A 13,692-nucleotide genomic window follows, 5' to 3' on the forward strand; every position below is an offset into this window, starting at 1 on the left:
GAAATAGCTGGACCGGGTGCAACCGGATACTCTGGATGGTTTGCGATAACGTGTACCACGCAAGATCTTTGCGGATATCACCCGAGGTGCAATCTCCCGTTCCTTTCGGATAGACACTGTTTTACGTTTGTTGTTACCAATCCCGGAATATCGTTTAACAGACTCACTACAGTTCCGGGTTAAAATGGGTTCCATGCTCTATTCACTACTCCGTCCGTTGCTATTCAGTCTTGATCCCGAAACGGCCCATCGCTTCACGTTCAGCGCGGTCGAGAAAGTTCGTCGGCTTGGGTTGCTTACCGGTGGCCCGATACCCTGCCAGCCGCGCAGTGTCATGGGTCTCGATTTTCCCAATCCTGTCGGGGTGGCCGCCGGCATGGACAAGAACGGCGAGTACCTTGAGACGCTTGCCTCGCTCGGCTTCGGTTTTATCGAAATCGGCACCGTTACCCCCCGCCCCCAGCCGGGTAATCCCCAGCCACGTTTGTTTCGCGTCCCCGAGGCAAACGCCATTATCAACCGCATGGGTTTCAATAACCAGGGAGTGGACAACCTGGTGGCGAATCTCAGGCGATCGAATTACCACGGCGTACTCGGTATTAACATCGGTAAAAATTTTGATACGCCGGTGGAAAGAGCCGCGGATGATTATCTGATTTGTCTGAGCAAAGTCTATCGCCACGCCGGCTACGTTGTCGTCAACATTTCTTCCCCCAACACGCCCCATCTTCGTCAACTGCAAAACGCTGAGGAGCTCGATCATTTATTGGGCCTAGTGAAATCGAAGCAAATGGAACTCGCGGATGAGCATGCCAAATACACGCCCCTGGCGGTAAAGATTGCTCCTGATCTGGAGCCGTCGCAAATTGTATCCATCGCGGCCCTGCTGATGAAACATCAGATTGACGGAGTTATCGCCACGAATACCACGCTTTCCCGGGCTGGTGCGGAAGCATTGCCTCATGCCGGCGAGAAGGGCGGGTTAAGCGGCGCCCCGCTTAAAGAACGCGCCACAGCGGTTGTCCGTCATCTGCACGTTGTGTTGCAAGGGGCGATACCCATCATCGCCGCGGGCGGCATCATGTGCGCGGCGGACGCAAAGGAAAAAATCGATGCGGGGGCAAGCCTGGTGCAAATTTACAGCGGCCTGATTTATCGTGGTCCTCGTCTGGTAAGCGAAGTGGCACGTGCGCTTTGCGCATCGCCTGTGCCAGATCTTTTACGCTCGGGTTCAGGATGAACAGAGATTCGCTTATCGCGAAAATCGATGCCATCCTGCCGCAAACGCAGTGCCGCCAATGCGGCTTCTCTGGTTGTGAACCTTATGCGACGGCCATCGCGGAAGGCCGCACCGCCATTAACCAGTGCCCTCCCGGCGGTGAGCAGGGGATACGCAAATTGGCGGAGCTGCTGGGAGTGAGCCCTATCCCGCTGAATAGCAAGCACGGCATGACAAAGCCGAAGGCGGTAGCGGTTATCGACGAGCAGGCCTGTATTGGCTGCACGCTTTGTATCCTGGCTTGTCCGGTCGATGCCATTGTGGGTGCGGCCAAGCAAATGCATACTGTATTTGCCGCGGAATGTACTGGCTGCGAGCTGTGTATCGCGCCATGTCCGGTGGATTGCATCAGTATGATTCCCCTTAAGCAACCCGTCAGTAGCGCCAGGGCTGAATCTTGTGCGCCGATCGAGGACCTGCCGGCGCACGAAGATCAGAAAAGAAAGACCGCCGATCGCGCGCGTGCGCGTTACCGGTTCAGGCTACAAAGGCTTGAGCGCGAGAAACAGGAGCGGGAAGAGAGGCTTGCACAAAAAACCGGAGTAGTGAGATCCGTAAGCGGTTCCTCAAACAGTGATTTCAAGAAAGCCGTTATCCAGGCTGCGCTGGAACGTGCCAACGTTGGCCGGGCTGGGTAACTGAATCATATAATAGCACTGGTCGATAATAGCTTCTCCCCCAAAAACTCATGAATTCAACCATTCGCCGTGAAATTTTTACCCGTTTCAAGACAATTAATCCTCATCCCACTACCGAGTTGGAGTACAGCTCACCATTCGAGTTGCTGGTAGCGGTAGTGCTCTCCGCCCAAGCCACTGACAAGAGCGTGAATCTCGCAACCCGCAAACTGTTTCTCAAGGCCAATACGCCGGAGAAAATTCTCGCCCTGGGTGAAGCCGGTTTGCGAGATGCCATCAAGAGCATCGGATTATATAAAACTAAAGCAAAAAATATTCTGGCGACTTGCGCCCTGCTTATTGAGCATCACGGCAGCATGGTGCCGCAAACTCGGGAACAGCTGGAAAAATTACCCGGTGTGGGACGCAAGACGGCCAATGTAATATTGAACACTGCCTTCGGCGAACCCACTATCGCAGTGGATACCCACATTTTTCGTGTCGCCAACCGTATCGGAATCGCACCCGGGAAAACCGTGCTGGAGGTGGAGTTGAAACTGCTAAAGCATATTCCAAAAGAATTCCGTCACGATGCTCATCACTGGCTTATTTTACATGGGCGCTACGTATGTGTAGCGAGGAAACCAAAATGCGCCATATGCGTCATTAATGATTTATGCGAGTACAAGGACAAAAATCTTTAATGAAGAATATCCCTTGTCGATTGGATGCTGCTTTGCCCCGTATTCCAAAGATTGAACACTCCATCCCTCGTTCAACTATCGGATTCAGGTTAAATGTTTAATCCTTCCAGAGAACAAGCGCGTCAATTTTTCTTCGACGCATGGCGCAAATACCGGCAGAGAGAAATGCTTTCGGCGATGGAAAACATAGCGCTCGAGGTCATTTTGCTGCATCCGGAGTACCATGCCATGCTTGATGACACAGCGCGCTATCAAGACAAGGACTATTTGCCTGAAATGGGCGATACCAATCCATTTCTGCATATGAGCATGCATATCGCCATCAGGGAACAGCTTTCGATAGACCAGCCTGTGGGAATTCGCCAACGCTTTGAGCGGCTGCTGACGAAAACCGGCGATGAACATGCCGTAATGCATCAAATCATGGAGTGCCTGGCGGAGATGATCTGGCAAGCGCAACGCAGCCAATCAGCGTTCGATTCTACCGTTTACTTTGAATGCCTGGATCGATGGGAGAATTGATCGATACTTGATGAGACGCTTTGTCTTGCTTATTACACGCTGGACAAGCGGACAGAAAAAAGCTTTCCTGGCCGCTTACCTCATCAGTATTTGGTTTTCAAACCAGATTGACTGGCAAAATAGGCCGCCAGATTTTCAATGTCTTCTTTACTCAACGCCGCAGCCATACCGGCCATGATGGGATCTTTGCGGGCACCTGACTTATACTCATTCAGGGATTTTTCGATATAGCTCGCATGCTGCCCGGCAATCTTGGGAAAAGCTGGAGCGGGACTGTTGCCGTCAGGGCCGTGACATGCGGCGCAAACTTCAGCCGCCTTTTTCTTCCCAGCCTCAATATTGGCTGCTATCCCCTGACCGGAAATCAGAAGCAATGCGCCGCTTACTGCGGCAATAATAAAATTTTTCATAAGACCTTCCTTGCGTAATGAATAAATTATTTTCCGGAACCGGCGTAATAAGCGGCCAGGTCTTCCATATCCTGGTCGGAAAGGGTGGCAGCGATACCTTTCATGCTGGGATGACTGCGGGCATCGGTTTTATATGCCTGAAGAGCCTTGATCAGGTATTCAGCATGTTGGCCGCCTAGTCTCGGGACCTGATAAACTGTGGGATAGGATGTCCGGTATCCTTCTATACCATGACAACCGACGCACATGGCATTTTTCTGCTTGCCCGCCACCGGGTCACCGGCTGCTTGAGCGGCGCCGGTGAATGCCAGGAGCAGACCCCATGCCAATATATTCATTATTGCTGGTCTTTTCATTATGAGTGCCCTCTTTTCAAAAAGAGCGACTCTAAACGATGTACCATTCCCGGTCAACGAATAAAGTAGCAGAATATATGGGAACTTATCATTATTTCTTCTGTCTTGGGGTCGCTTGTTTCGCTTCCAGTTCCTCCCATCGGGCGAGATAGGTCAGGAGTTCCGCTTCAATGGCAGCAAGGCGTCCTTGCAGGGTTCTGGCTTCATCCGGACAATCGCGGTAAATGGCCGGAGAACATAACTGGCGGGTAATTTCGGCTTGCTCACGCTCCAGCGTCTCGATTTTTGATGGCAACTCATCAAGTTCGCGCGTTTCATTGTAACCCAATTTGACGCGAGCGGCCGGTTCTTGCATTCTCTCCCTTGAGATCGCGGGTTGCTGTTTGTCTAATTGCGGTTTTGTCACTGTTTTTAAAATATTTTTTGCCCGGATCCAATCTTCGTAGCCCCCCACGTACTCCCGCAATACGCCATCCCCTTCGAATGCGATCACCTGGGTTACCACATTATCAAGAAATTCCCGATCATGGCTTACCAGGAACAGTGTGCCGGAATAGTTTTGCAGCAATACCTCAAGCAGTTCCAGCGTTTCAATATCCAGGTCGTTCGTTGGCTCATCCAGAACCAGTACGTTAGCAGGGCGGGTGAACAAGCGTGCCAGCAATAGCCGGTTACGCTCTCCGCCAGAGAGCGATTTTACCGGCGAGCGCGTCCGCGCGGGCGCAAACAAAAAATCCTCCAGGTAACTGATCACATGCTTCCTAACTCCGCCGATCTCGATAAAATCGGAGCCCTGGCTGATAGTCTCGATCAAGGTCGCTTCCTCATTCAATTGTTCGCGCATCTGATCAAAATAGGCGACTGCGAGCTTGGTCCCCTGCCGCACATTGCCGGTATCAGGCTGCAGCTCACCCAGTATCAGTTTGAGCAAGGTGGACTTTCCCGCACCGTTGGGGCCCAGCAATCCGACGCGGTCGCCGCGCAGGATGCGGCAGGAAAAATCTTCGATGACAGTTTTATCGCCGTAGCTTTTGCTGACGTGCTCCAATTCGGCGACCATTCGCCCGGATCTCGCGCCCTCGTCCACGTTGAGACGAACGGTCCCTACTCGTTCGCGGCGAGCGGCGCGTTCCAGCCGCAATGTTTCCAGCCGCCGTACCCTACCCTCATTTCGGGTACGGCGCGCCTGGATTCCTTTGCGTATCCACACTTCTTCCTGTGCCAGCACCTTGTCGAATTTCTGATTATGGGTTGCCTCGATTTCCAGCAATTCCATTTTCTTCTGCTGATATTCAGCGAAATTACCGGGGAAAGTGGTTAAATTTCCTCGATCGAGCTCGATAATTCGTGTTGCCACGTTATTTAAAAAGCGACGATCATGGGTAACAAATAGTACGCTTCCGGTAAAATCTCGAAGGAGTCCTTCCAGCCATTCGATAGAGAGAAAGTCCAGATGGTTTGTCGGTTCGTCCAGCAGTAGCACGTCGGGAGATACCACTAATGCGCGGGCTAGCGCAACACGCTTTTTTAGTCCGCCGGAAAGCTGTCCGATCAACGCATCGGTGGGAAGATTAAGTTTGTCAATGGCGGTTTCTACCCTTCCCTGGATGCGCCACCCATCCTGGGTCTCCAGCTCGGCTTGCAAATCCTGCAAACGGGAAAGAAGCTCGCTGGTATCTCCCGTGTCGTCGCTCAAGGCATGAGAAACCTCGTGATACTCGAATAACGTTTGACTGATTGCACCCAATCCTTTGGATACTTCCTGAAATACCGTGAGAGCCGTATCCAGTTCCGGCTCCTGCGGCACGTAAGCCAGCCTCAAGGCGGGTGCGCGCCAGATTTTGCCATCGTCCGGTCTGTTTTCGGCTGCCAGAATACGCAGCAGGCTTGATTTACCACCACCATTCCTGCCGATCAGGCCAATGCGCTCGCCGGAATCCAGCTGCAAATCCACGTGATCAAGCAGTGTATGATGTCCGAAAGCAAGGCTGACTTTTTCGAGAGTGAGGAGAGGCATGATGGGGGAAATGCTACTTCAGCATAATTAACAGGGGGCGCAATTCTGCCATGCTTGGCAAGCCTTGGCAAAAATCTATTCTTCTGCTTCCGGTTGTGATTCGTTCGTTGACGGAGCAGGCTTCATCAGAAATCAAGCGGTGGCCCCTGCCACGTACCGTCTCGCGGCCGCGCGCGAGCGAGCGCCTGAACTGCGTCGCACCAACCCTCGCACGCGTTGCGTCCCGGCCGGCTTCGCCAGATATTCAACAACCCTTTGCACTTCGCGTAGAAATGGAAAAATTGTATGACCCGCTGGCGTTGCAGCAGGTCCGGAGATTGGTCACTACAGATGAGTTTATCGTCCGTCATGCCGCGGTCTGTCAAAATGATGGCTCCCCAGGCTTTGACTCGTATCCGCGTGCCATACGGCAGGCGTGGTCCGAGCACCACTGCATCGAGAAGGTCACCCTCAAGGCCCACGTAATTCGGTACGGAGCCATAATTGAAGGGACATGGCAGGGGAGAGATAAAATCAATGCCGCCCGTGGAGCCACGTTTAAGGAAACTGCCTTGTGGAACCTCGATTACCACCTCCACTACCGGGGGTTCGGACGGCATCCCATGGTCTACGTGCGGGGGGCAATCGTCCGCGTCATTCACCGTCCGAATCCCCTGGACGCTGGCCGTATCTCAACCAGGCTCCCGGACCGCACCCTCATTTTTTTCCACCAGCAGTGTATGCAACCTGCGACTGTCGGCGCGAAGCACGATGAATTTGAAAGTGCCGATGGTAACCGATTCACCCCGTTTGGGGAGCCGGCCGAATTTGTTCAGTATCAGGCCGCCTATGGTGTCGTAATCCACATCACTTAATTCTGCTCCAAGCCTTTCGTTAAAATCCGCAATTTCCGTCACCGCTTTGACACGGTAATGACCGCCGGGATCCGGCACGATATTGTCTTCAACCTCGTCAAAATCGTGCTCATCCTCAATGTCGCCGACGATTTGCTCCAGTACATCTTCGATGGTTATCAGCCCCGCCACGCCACCGTATTCATCCACTACGATGGCGACGTGATTGCGACTACTGCGAAAATCCTTGAGTAACACATTGAGTCGCTTGGATTCGGGAATAAATACCACCGGCCGCAGCATCTCGCGCACGTTAAATGTTTCCTCTCCGGCGTAATAGCGCAGTAAATCTTTCGCCAGAAGGATTCCGATCACATTGTTTTTATCGTTTTCGATGACAGGAAAGCGTGAATGCGCGGTCTCGATAATCGAGGGTATGAATCTTTCCGGAGGCTCGCTAATGTCGATCACATTCATTTGCGAACGCGGGATCATGATATCGCGCGCCTGCATTTCGGATACTTGTATTACCCCTTCGATCATGCTCAGCGCGTCAGAATCGAACAGATTTCGCTCATAGGCGGAATGCAGTAATGCCGTCAGTTGTTCCCGATCCCCTGGTTCGCGCAGAACCAGAGCACTGAAGCGTTCGAGCCAGCCTGGCTTGGGAGGGTCATCCATATTGATGTGCCGGTAGGTAAGTAAGAAGTAAACTTGGGGGCCGCATGAATCAAGCAGTCATTTCGCCCGAAATCAGAGTCTTCAGTTTATCCGCTGATATCCTTGTACGGGCCGTCATATCCCAGCCTCATGACAACTTCAGTTTCCAGTTGTTCCATTACCATTGCGCTGGCATCATTGTCGTGGTCGTAGCCCTGTAGGTGCAAGACGCCATGCACGGTGAGATGAGCGTAATGTGCCGCCAGGCTTTTATTCTGCTGACCGGCTTCTTTTACTATCACCGGAGCACACAGCACGATATCGCCAGACAGGGGCTGAGTATGGTTGTATACGAAAGTCAGCACGTTGGTAGCGTGGTCTCCGCCGCGAAAATCCTGGTTGAGGCTGCGGCCCTCGGGTTCATCCACAATGCGCAGCACAATCTCGGCATCTTGCATCAGCGCGGCTTTGACCCACTTGCGGAATTGCGGCCGGGCGGGAACGCTCCTGTCATGGGTTGCGTATTGTGTTGTCAATTTCAGTTTTGCTTCCTTGTGAGTCATTTCTTCGGAAAGCTCGGAAACGTTACTCCTGCCTTTCATATTTCTCGTAGGCGTTGACAATTCTTTGTACGAGCGGATGACGCACCACATCCTCAGCACCAAAATGGGTAAACGAGATGCCACGCACTTTTCCGAGAACCTGTTTGGCCTCTACCAGGCCGCTTTTCTGATGCTTGGCCAGATCAATCTGCGTGACATCACCCGTTACTACTGCCTTGGAGCCGAAACCGATACGAGTCAGAAACATTTTCATCTGCTCCGGCGTCGTGTTCTGCGCTTCATCAAGAATGATGAAAGATTTATTCAACGTGCGCCCGCGCATGAAAGCCAGTGGCGCAATTTCAATCGCGCTGCGCTCAAACTGTTTGCTGGTTTTATCGAACCCCATCAGATCGTAAAGCGCATCATAGAGCGGGCGCAAATAAGGATCCACTTTCTGCACCAGGTCACCCGGCAGGAAACCCAAGCGTTCGCCAGCCTCCACCGCGGGGCGCACCAGAACAATGCGCGCCACCATGTCGCGTTCAAGCGCATCAACCGCGCTTGCCACAGCGAGATAAGTTTTTCCGGTGCCTGCCGGACCAATGGCAAACGTAATATCATACTTCTGGATTTGTTGCAGATATTGCACCTGACGCGGTGTTCGGCCGCGCAAATCACTGCGCCGGGTTATCAGCACCGGCACGGCTGGTTCTTCCGCCAGCGCGCCGGCAGCGGCATGCTTTACCGAATGATGAGGATTCATCACCTCGATCAAGCCCAATTGAATTTGCTCAATACCCAGATGCTGCTGTGCCTGACTGTAAAAATTTCGCAGCGCTTCCGCAGCAAGCAAAGTCTGGGCCGATTTGCCACGCAAACTGAAATGTTCTCCTCGTCGTGCAATGATGACATCAAGCACGGTTTCGATCTGCTTGAGATTCTCGTCAAGCGCCCCGCACAGGTTGGCGAGGCGCTGATTATCGATCGGAGAAAATGAAATTTCGACAGGCTGGGGTTTCAAAGGCTCGGTGCGGCAATTGTAAGGGCTTAATTCTCGCAGTGACCGGCACACTTTGCAAGAAATGAAAGTCTAGCCCGGATATTTCACCGGAAGCCGGCGATCCAAACTGGATTTCAACACTATTCACCCAATGCGATTACCTCATGCCGCTTACGATAATTTTTGGGCCGGCTGGTGAAATATCTGGGCTTGCAACCTGTCTGACTTGAAGGAAATCGGCTGCAAAAACGTCTGACCGGTCCATATTTCACTACTTTTTCGGTCAGTGAAGACAACTATTAGCCTTCAAAATCCTTAAAACCTATCCTTGCCCAGTCACTTTTCCGCTTTGATCCTTCAAGTCCCACAGGCTGCTAGCATTGACTATTCACGATTTCACCCCGCAACGAGTGGGATAGCGTGGCAGTAATTTGAATGTTTATGAAATGACCGATTGTTACCGGGTCTCCGGGGAAATTCACCATGCGATTGTTGTCGGTGCGCCCACAAAGCTCGTCGGCATTCTTTTTGGATATGCCCTCCACCAGAACGCGCTGTGTTGAACCAATCATGCGTTGACTGATAGCTTGCGCCTGCTGTTCGATCTTCTCCTGCAAGCGTTGCAAGCGCTCCAGTTTGATTTCGTAGGGAGTATCGTCAAGCAGTCCCGCGGCCGGCGTGCCGGGGCGCGGGCTATAAACGAAGCTGAAGGAGTCATCAAAGTTTACGCTTTCAACCAGCTTCATGGTTGCTTCGAAATCGGCTTCAGTTTCACCGGGAAAGCCGATAATAAAATCAGATGTAAGAGAAATGTCAGGACGGGCGGCCCGGAGCCTGCGGATGATGGATTTGTATTCCAGCGTCGTATAGCCACGTTTCATTGCCACCAGTATCCGATCCGAGCCCGACTGAACCGGCAGATGCAAATGACTCACCAGTTTCGGCAACTTGATATAGGCGTCAATCAGCCGTGAAGTGACTTCTCTGGGATGAGACGTCGTGTAACGAATGCGTTCGATACCGGGAATTTCGCTGATATATTCCAGCAACAGCGCCAAGTCCGCAATTTCATCTTCTTCCGCGTGCTCTATTGCGCCTCGATATGCGTTCACGTTCTGCCCCAGCAGCGTCACCTCTTTGATTCCCTGATTTGCCAGTCTTGCAACTTCCACCAGCACATCGCCCAGAGGGCGTGAGATTTCCTCACCCCGCGTATAAGGCACCACGCAAAAGCTGCAATACTTGCTGCATCCTTCCATAATGGAAACGAAGGCGGTCGCACCTTCGGATCGTGCAGGCGGCAGATGGTCGAATTTTTCGATCTCGGGAAAGGAGATATCCACCTGTGGACGGCCGGTAACCTGGCGTGCTGAAATCAATTGTGGCAACCGGTGCAGGGTTTGCGGGCCAAATACCAGATCTACGTATGGCGCGCGCTTCACAATTTCGGCGCCTTCCTGGCTGGCGACGCATCCCCCTACGCCGATGAGTAAATTGGGGTTGGATTTTTTCAAATGCCGGACGCGTCCCAGATCATGAAATACTTTTTCCTGGGCTTTCTCTCTTACTGAGCAGGTATTGAACAGGATTATGTCGGCATCGGCGGGATTGTCGGTTTTCTCCATGCCTTGCGCAGCATGCAGCACATCCGCCATTTTATCCGAGTCATATTCGTTCATCTGACAGCCAAAGGTTTTAATGTAAAGTTTTTTTACCATGACTGTACTGAAAGTCTCGTCAATTTATTAAATGCCGCTGCTGATGGGCGTGGCATCGTGGCTTCAACCGCGATAAAAACGTGGAGTATCATAGAATGGGTTAACCGCTGTTTCTCAACCCGGCAGCCACCCCGTTAATGGTGAGTTGTATGGCGCGCTTTACTGTATCAGCGGCATCCCCCGAGCGATAACGGCGTAACAGCTCTACCTGCAGATGATTCAGTGGATCAATATAGGGGGTGCGGTTACGAATACTGCGAGCCAGAGTAGGATTGTCCTGTAGCAATTCTGTGCGGCCCGTTACCGCGAATAACCATTTTACGCTGCGGTCCCACTCCGCCTGGATGCGGCCGAAAATTTCTTCACGTAGTTCAATATCGCTAACCAGTTCAGCGTAGCGTGAGGCAATACCCATATCTGTTTTTGCCAGCACCATGTCCATGTTGGAAAGCAGCGTTTGCATGAAAGGCCAAGTGCGGTGCATTTCCTGTAGAAATTCCAGTCCTTTTCCGCCCTGGTCTTCGCGCTGGAGAAACGCTTCCACGGCTGTGCCAAAGCCGTACCAGCCGGGAATCATTGCCCGATTGACGCTCCAGCTGAAAACCCAGGGAATGGCGCGTAGATCTTCTATCAGATCGGATTGCTTGCGTGATGGCGGGCGGCTGCCAATATTAAGCCCAGCGATTTCCCTTATCGGCGTGGATTCCTGAAAATAGCGTTTAAAGCCCGGTGTTTCATAGACCAGATTGCGATAAGCGGCGAACGCATCGCGCGCAAGCACCTCCATGATCAGGTAATATTCGGCGGCACGTTCGCCCAGGGGATCGTGACTTAACAACGTGGCCTCGACCGTGGCGGCGACCAGCGTTTCGAGATTGCGCCGCCCGATTTCCGGATCGGCGTATTTACTGCCGATAACTTCACCCTGCTCGGTGATGCGTATCTGACCATTGACGCTCCCCGGAGGCTGGGCCAGTATCGCTTGATAGCTCGGACCCCCGCCACGTCCGACCGTGCCGCCGCGTCCATGAAAAAGGCGCAATTCAATCTTATGCTTGGCGAATACCTTGGTCAGCTCGGTTTCGGCTTTGTAGAGTTCCCAATTGGCAGTAAGGAAGCCGCCATCCTTGTTGCTATCGGAATAGCCCAGCATAACCTCCTGAACATTGCCACGCGAATCCAGGAGCTTGCGATAGTAGGGCAGTGAGAACAAGTCGTCCATAACACGACTGCAATCGCGCAAGTCCGCGATGGTCTCGAACAAGGGAATGATATTGACATGCAGACAGGGTGTCTCTCCGGCTCGCAGCAGCCCCACTTCCTTCAGCAGCAATGCGACCTCGAGAATGTCGGAGATACCGTCGGTCTTGGAGATAATGTAATTGGGCAGCGCCGCGCGGCCGAAGCGGCGTTGAATTTCCGCAGCCGCTTGCAGTATGCATAGTTCGCCCTGGATAAGCTCGGAATAATCCAGATAAGGCGAACGCAAGGGGCGAGGGCTACTGATTTCATTCAGCAGCCACTGTATGCGTTCCGCCTCGGTCAGCCCGGAATAGCCTTTTTGATGTGCGCCGTACTCGAACAATTCCGCCACCACCTGTTCATGCACATTGCTGTGCTGGCGCATGTCAAGCGCGGCGAGATGAAAACCGAAGACCTCTGCGGCGCGGCGCAGATGACGTAAATCCCCGCGTGCCAATAAGTCCGACTTGTGCCGCTTGAGCGAGTGAATGACGATATCGAGATCATGAACAAACTCCATGCTTTCCGCGTAAGGTGCGGCGGGCCCGACGGGGCGCCTTTGCCTGATGACGTGGCCAAGTTCCTGGCTGGTAGCGGCAAGACGCGCATAAATACCGATTAATGCGCGCCGATAGGGTTCATCGACGCGGCTGGGAGCGCGGTCTGGAGATATCTCAGACAATGCCGCCAACTCGTCGTCTACACCTACCAGGCGTTCCGTCAGGCTTAGCCGGCGGCCAATCTGGTGCACTTCACCCATGTAATAATCCAATGCCAGCGCCGATTGACGTTCAGCCGCGTGCAACATTACCTCATGTGTAACGAAGGGATTGCCGTCGCGGTCGCTACCTATCCAGCTACCGATGCGTAAAAACGGCGGGATATGCGGTACACCCGCGCCCATCCGGCGTTCAAGCAAATCCTCAATCTCCGCGTAAAGACGCGGTACCTCGGTAAGAAAGGTATATCGGTAATAGGCCAGACCATTCTTGATTTCGTCATACACAGAAAGGCGTTCCGGACGCAGCATGCGAGTTTGCCATAATATCTGAATGGCGCAGCGCAACCCTTCTTCGTTGCTTCGAAATTCGTCGGGCGTAAGTTGCATGCGATCACGTTCATTCAACAGGTGCGCAATGGTCAACTGACAATCAAGTATGCTTTTGCGTTGTACTTCGGTGGGATGGGCGGTCAAAACCGGCGAAACCACCGCTTTGGCAAAGAATCTGGTTAATGCGGCACCATCGGTTCCGCTGGAGAAGACTCGATCAAGCGCCAGTGCCACACTGCCCGCCTGAGGCGGTGATCCCGCTCGAAGATGGGTACGGCGGCGGCGATTGTGATGCATGTCCTCGGCAATGTTGGAAAGTTGAGAGAAATGGCTGAATGCGCGTACGACCGCCACAGTAGCCTTGTTGCTCAACTGATTGAGTATCGTGTCCAGTTCCTGTCGCGCCTTGGGATCCTGTTCGCGGCGGAAGCGAATCGCGGTTTGGCGGATATTTTCGATCAGATCGAAAGTAGGCTCCCCTTCCTGCTCACGCAATGTGTCGCCCAGCATGCGTCCCAGCAGGCGGATATCCTCGCGCAAGGGATCATCCTTTACCGGTCTGTCTTTATCATCGGTAGGATTTCTATCGACACCCCCATTCTGGGTAGCAGGAGATCTCATAACTCAATTTCTCCCTGCGACACACGGGCGAACGGATGCCCTAAGCACTTCAATCCAGGCCGCGGCCGGCATGCTAAAATAAACATTGGAAATGATCCCGTAATTTACTTACTGTAA

The 13,692-nt window shown here is 52.9% G+C and carries 13 protein-coding genes; 4 read left to right on the forward strand and 9 right to left on the reverse strand.

Annotation, left to right across the window (positions count from 1 at the left end; genetic code table 11):
- Positions 1-193: 193 nt before the first annotated feature.
- The 4 genes from BLO43_RS13085 to BLO43_RS13100 all read left to right on the forward strand — a co-directional run bounded on the left by BLO43_RS13085 (position 194) and on the right by BLO43_RS13100 (position 3,122).
- On the forward strand, positions 194-1,240 hold the full coding sequence (locus tag BLO43_RS13085; RefSeq protein WP_074634101.1) for a quinone-dependent dihydroorotate dehydrogenase: 1,047 nt from the start codon (positions 194-196) through the stop codon (positions 1,238-1,240).
- Positions 1,237-1,917: an electron transport complex subunit RsxB gene (gene rsxB / locus BLO43_RS13090; protein ID WP_090907429.1), complete on the forward strand. Its 681-nt coding sequence runs from the start codon at positions 1,237-1,239 to the stop codon at positions 1,915-1,917. Before BLO43_RS13085 ends, rsxB begins: the two co-directional genes overlap by 4 nt.
- A 50-nt stretch (positions 1,918-1,967) precedes the next feature.
- On the forward strand, positions 1,968-2,600 hold the full coding sequence (gene nth / locus BLO43_RS13095; RefSeq protein ID WP_090907430.1) for an endonuclease III: 633 nt from the start codon (positions 1,968-1,970) through the stop codon (positions 2,598-2,600).
- 93 nt (positions 2,601-2,693) lie between these two features.
- Positions 2,694-3,122: a DUF1841 family protein gene (locus tag BLO43_RS13100; RefSeq protein ID WP_090907431.1), complete on the forward strand. Its 429-nt coding sequence runs from the start codon at positions 2,694-2,696 to the stop codon at positions 3,120-3,122.
- A gap of 83 nt (positions 3,123-3,205) precedes the next feature.
- Here BLO43_RS13100 and BLO43_RS13105 read toward each other — a convergent pair whose 3' ends face one another.
- The 9 genes from BLO43_RS13105 to ppc all read right to left on the reverse strand — a co-directional run bounded on the left by BLO43_RS13105 (position 3,206) and on the right by ppc (position 13,575).
- On the reverse strand, positions 3,206-3,532 hold the full coding sequence (locus BLO43_RS13105) for a c-type cytochrome (protein WP_041513966.1): 327 nt from the start codon (positions 3,530-3,532) through the stop codon (positions 3,206-3,208).
- Between the two features lie 26 nt (positions 3,533-3,558).
- A complete protein-coding gene (locus tag BLO43_RS13110) occupies positions 3,559-3,888 on the reverse strand; it encodes a c-type cytochrome (protein WP_254773465.1) in 330 nt (109 codons plus the stop codon).
- Positions 3,889-3,979: 91 nt separating this feature from the next.
- Positions 3,980-5,905 carry an ATP-binding cassette domain-containing protein gene (locus BLO43_RS13115; RefSeq protein WP_090907433.1) on the reverse strand — a complete coding sequence of 642 codons (1,926 nt, stop codon included), beginning with the start codon at positions 5,903-5,905 and terminating at the stop codon, positions 3,980-3,982.
- Positions 5,906-6,030: 125 nt separating this feature from the next.
- Positions 6,031-6,546, reverse strand: a complete 516-nt coding sequence (locus tag BLO43_RS13120) for an inorganic diphosphatase (RefSeq protein ID WP_254773466.1) — start codon at positions 6,544-6,546, stop codon at positions 6,031-6,033.
- Positions 6,547-6,576: 30 nt separating this feature from the next.
- A complete protein-coding gene (locus tag BLO43_RS13125; protein WP_090907435.1) occupies positions 6,577-7,419 on the reverse strand; it encodes an HlyC/CorC family transporter in 843 nt (280 codons plus the stop codon).
- Between the two features lie 86 nt (positions 7,420-7,505).
- The gene (gene ybeY, locus BLO43_RS13130; protein WP_254773471.1) at positions 7,506-7,961 is read right to left on the reverse strand and encodes an rRNA maturation RNase YbeY; all 456 of its coding nucleotides are present in this window, start codon (positions 7,959-7,961) and stop codon (positions 7,506-7,508) included.
- A 22-nt stretch (positions 7,962-7,983) separates the two neighbouring features.
- The gene (locus tag BLO43_RS13135; protein WP_090907437.1) at positions 7,984-8,964 is read right to left on the reverse strand and encodes a PhoH family protein; all 981 of its coding nucleotides are present in this window, start codon (positions 8,962-8,964) and stop codon (positions 7,984-7,986) included.
- A 353-nt stretch (positions 8,965-9,317) separates the two neighbouring features.
- Positions 9,318-10,661 carry a tRNA (N6-isopentenyl adenosine(37)-C2)-methylthiotransferase MiaB gene (miaB, locus tag BLO43_RS13140; protein WP_090907438.1) on the reverse strand — a complete coding sequence of 448 codons (1,344 nt, stop codon included), beginning with the start codon at positions 10,659-10,661 and terminating at the stop codon, positions 9,318-9,320.
- A 100-nt stretch (positions 10,662-10,761) separates the two neighbouring features.
- The gene (gene ppc / locus BLO43_RS13145) at positions 10,762-13,575 is read right to left on the reverse strand and encodes a phosphoenolpyruvate carboxylase (protein ID WP_090907439.1); all 2,814 of its coding nucleotides are present in this window, start codon (positions 13,573-13,575) and stop codon (positions 10,762-10,764) included.
- Positions 13,576-13,692: the final 117 nt, after the last annotated feature.

The organism is Nitrosospira sp. Nsp13 (assembly GCF_900101945.1).
In the GTDB taxonomy this organism is placed as follows: Bacteria; Pseudomonadota; Gammaproteobacteria; order Burkholderiales; family Nitrosomonadaceae; genus Nitrosospira; species Nitrosospira multiformis_D.

Excerpts from the sequence above, each read along its gene's own strand:
- nth (WP_090907430.1), top strand. The coding sequence starts at position 1,968 with ATGAATTCAACCATTCGCCGTGAAATTTTTACCCGTTTCAAGACAATT.
- ppc (WP_090907439.1), bottom strand. The coding sequence starts at position 13,575 with ATGAGATCTCCTGCTACCCAGAATGGGGGTGTCGATAGAAATCCTACC.
- BLO43_RS13100 (WP_090907431.1), top strand. The coding sequence starts at position 2,694 with ATGTTTAATCCTTCCAGAGAACAAGCGCGTCAATTTTTCTTCGACGCA.
- rsxB (WP_090907429.1), top strand. The coding sequence starts at position 1,237 with ATGAACAGAGATTCGCTTATCGCGAAAATCGATGCCATCCTGCCGCAA.
- miaB (WP_090907438.1), bottom strand. The coding sequence starts at position 10,661 with ATGGTAAAAAAACTTTACATTAAAACCTTTGGCTGTCAGATGAACGAA.
- BLO43_RS13110 (WP_254773465.1), bottom strand. The coding sequence starts at position 3,888 with ATGAAAAGACCAGCAATAATGAATATATTGGCATGGGGTCTGCTCCTG.
- ybeY (WP_254773471.1), bottom strand. The coding sequence starts at position 7,961 with ATGACTCACAAGGAAGCAAAACTGAAATTGACAACACAATACGCAACC.
- BLO43_RS13105 (WP_041513966.1), bottom strand. The coding sequence starts at position 3,532 with ATGAAAAATTTTATTATTGCCGCAGTAAGCGGCGCATTGCTTCTGATT.
- BLO43_RS13115 (WP_090907433.1), bottom strand. The coding sequence starts at position 5,905 with ATGCCTCTCCTCACTCTCGAAAAAGTCAGCCTTGCTTTCGGACATCAT.
- BLO43_RS13085 (WP_074634101.1), top strand. The coding sequence starts at position 194 with ATGCTCTATTCACTACTCCGTCCGTTGCTATTCAGTCTTGATCCCGAA.
- BLO43_RS13125 (WP_090907435.1), bottom strand. The coding sequence starts at position 7,419 with ATGGATGACCCTCCCAAGCCAGGCTGGCTCGAACGCTTCAGTGCTCTG.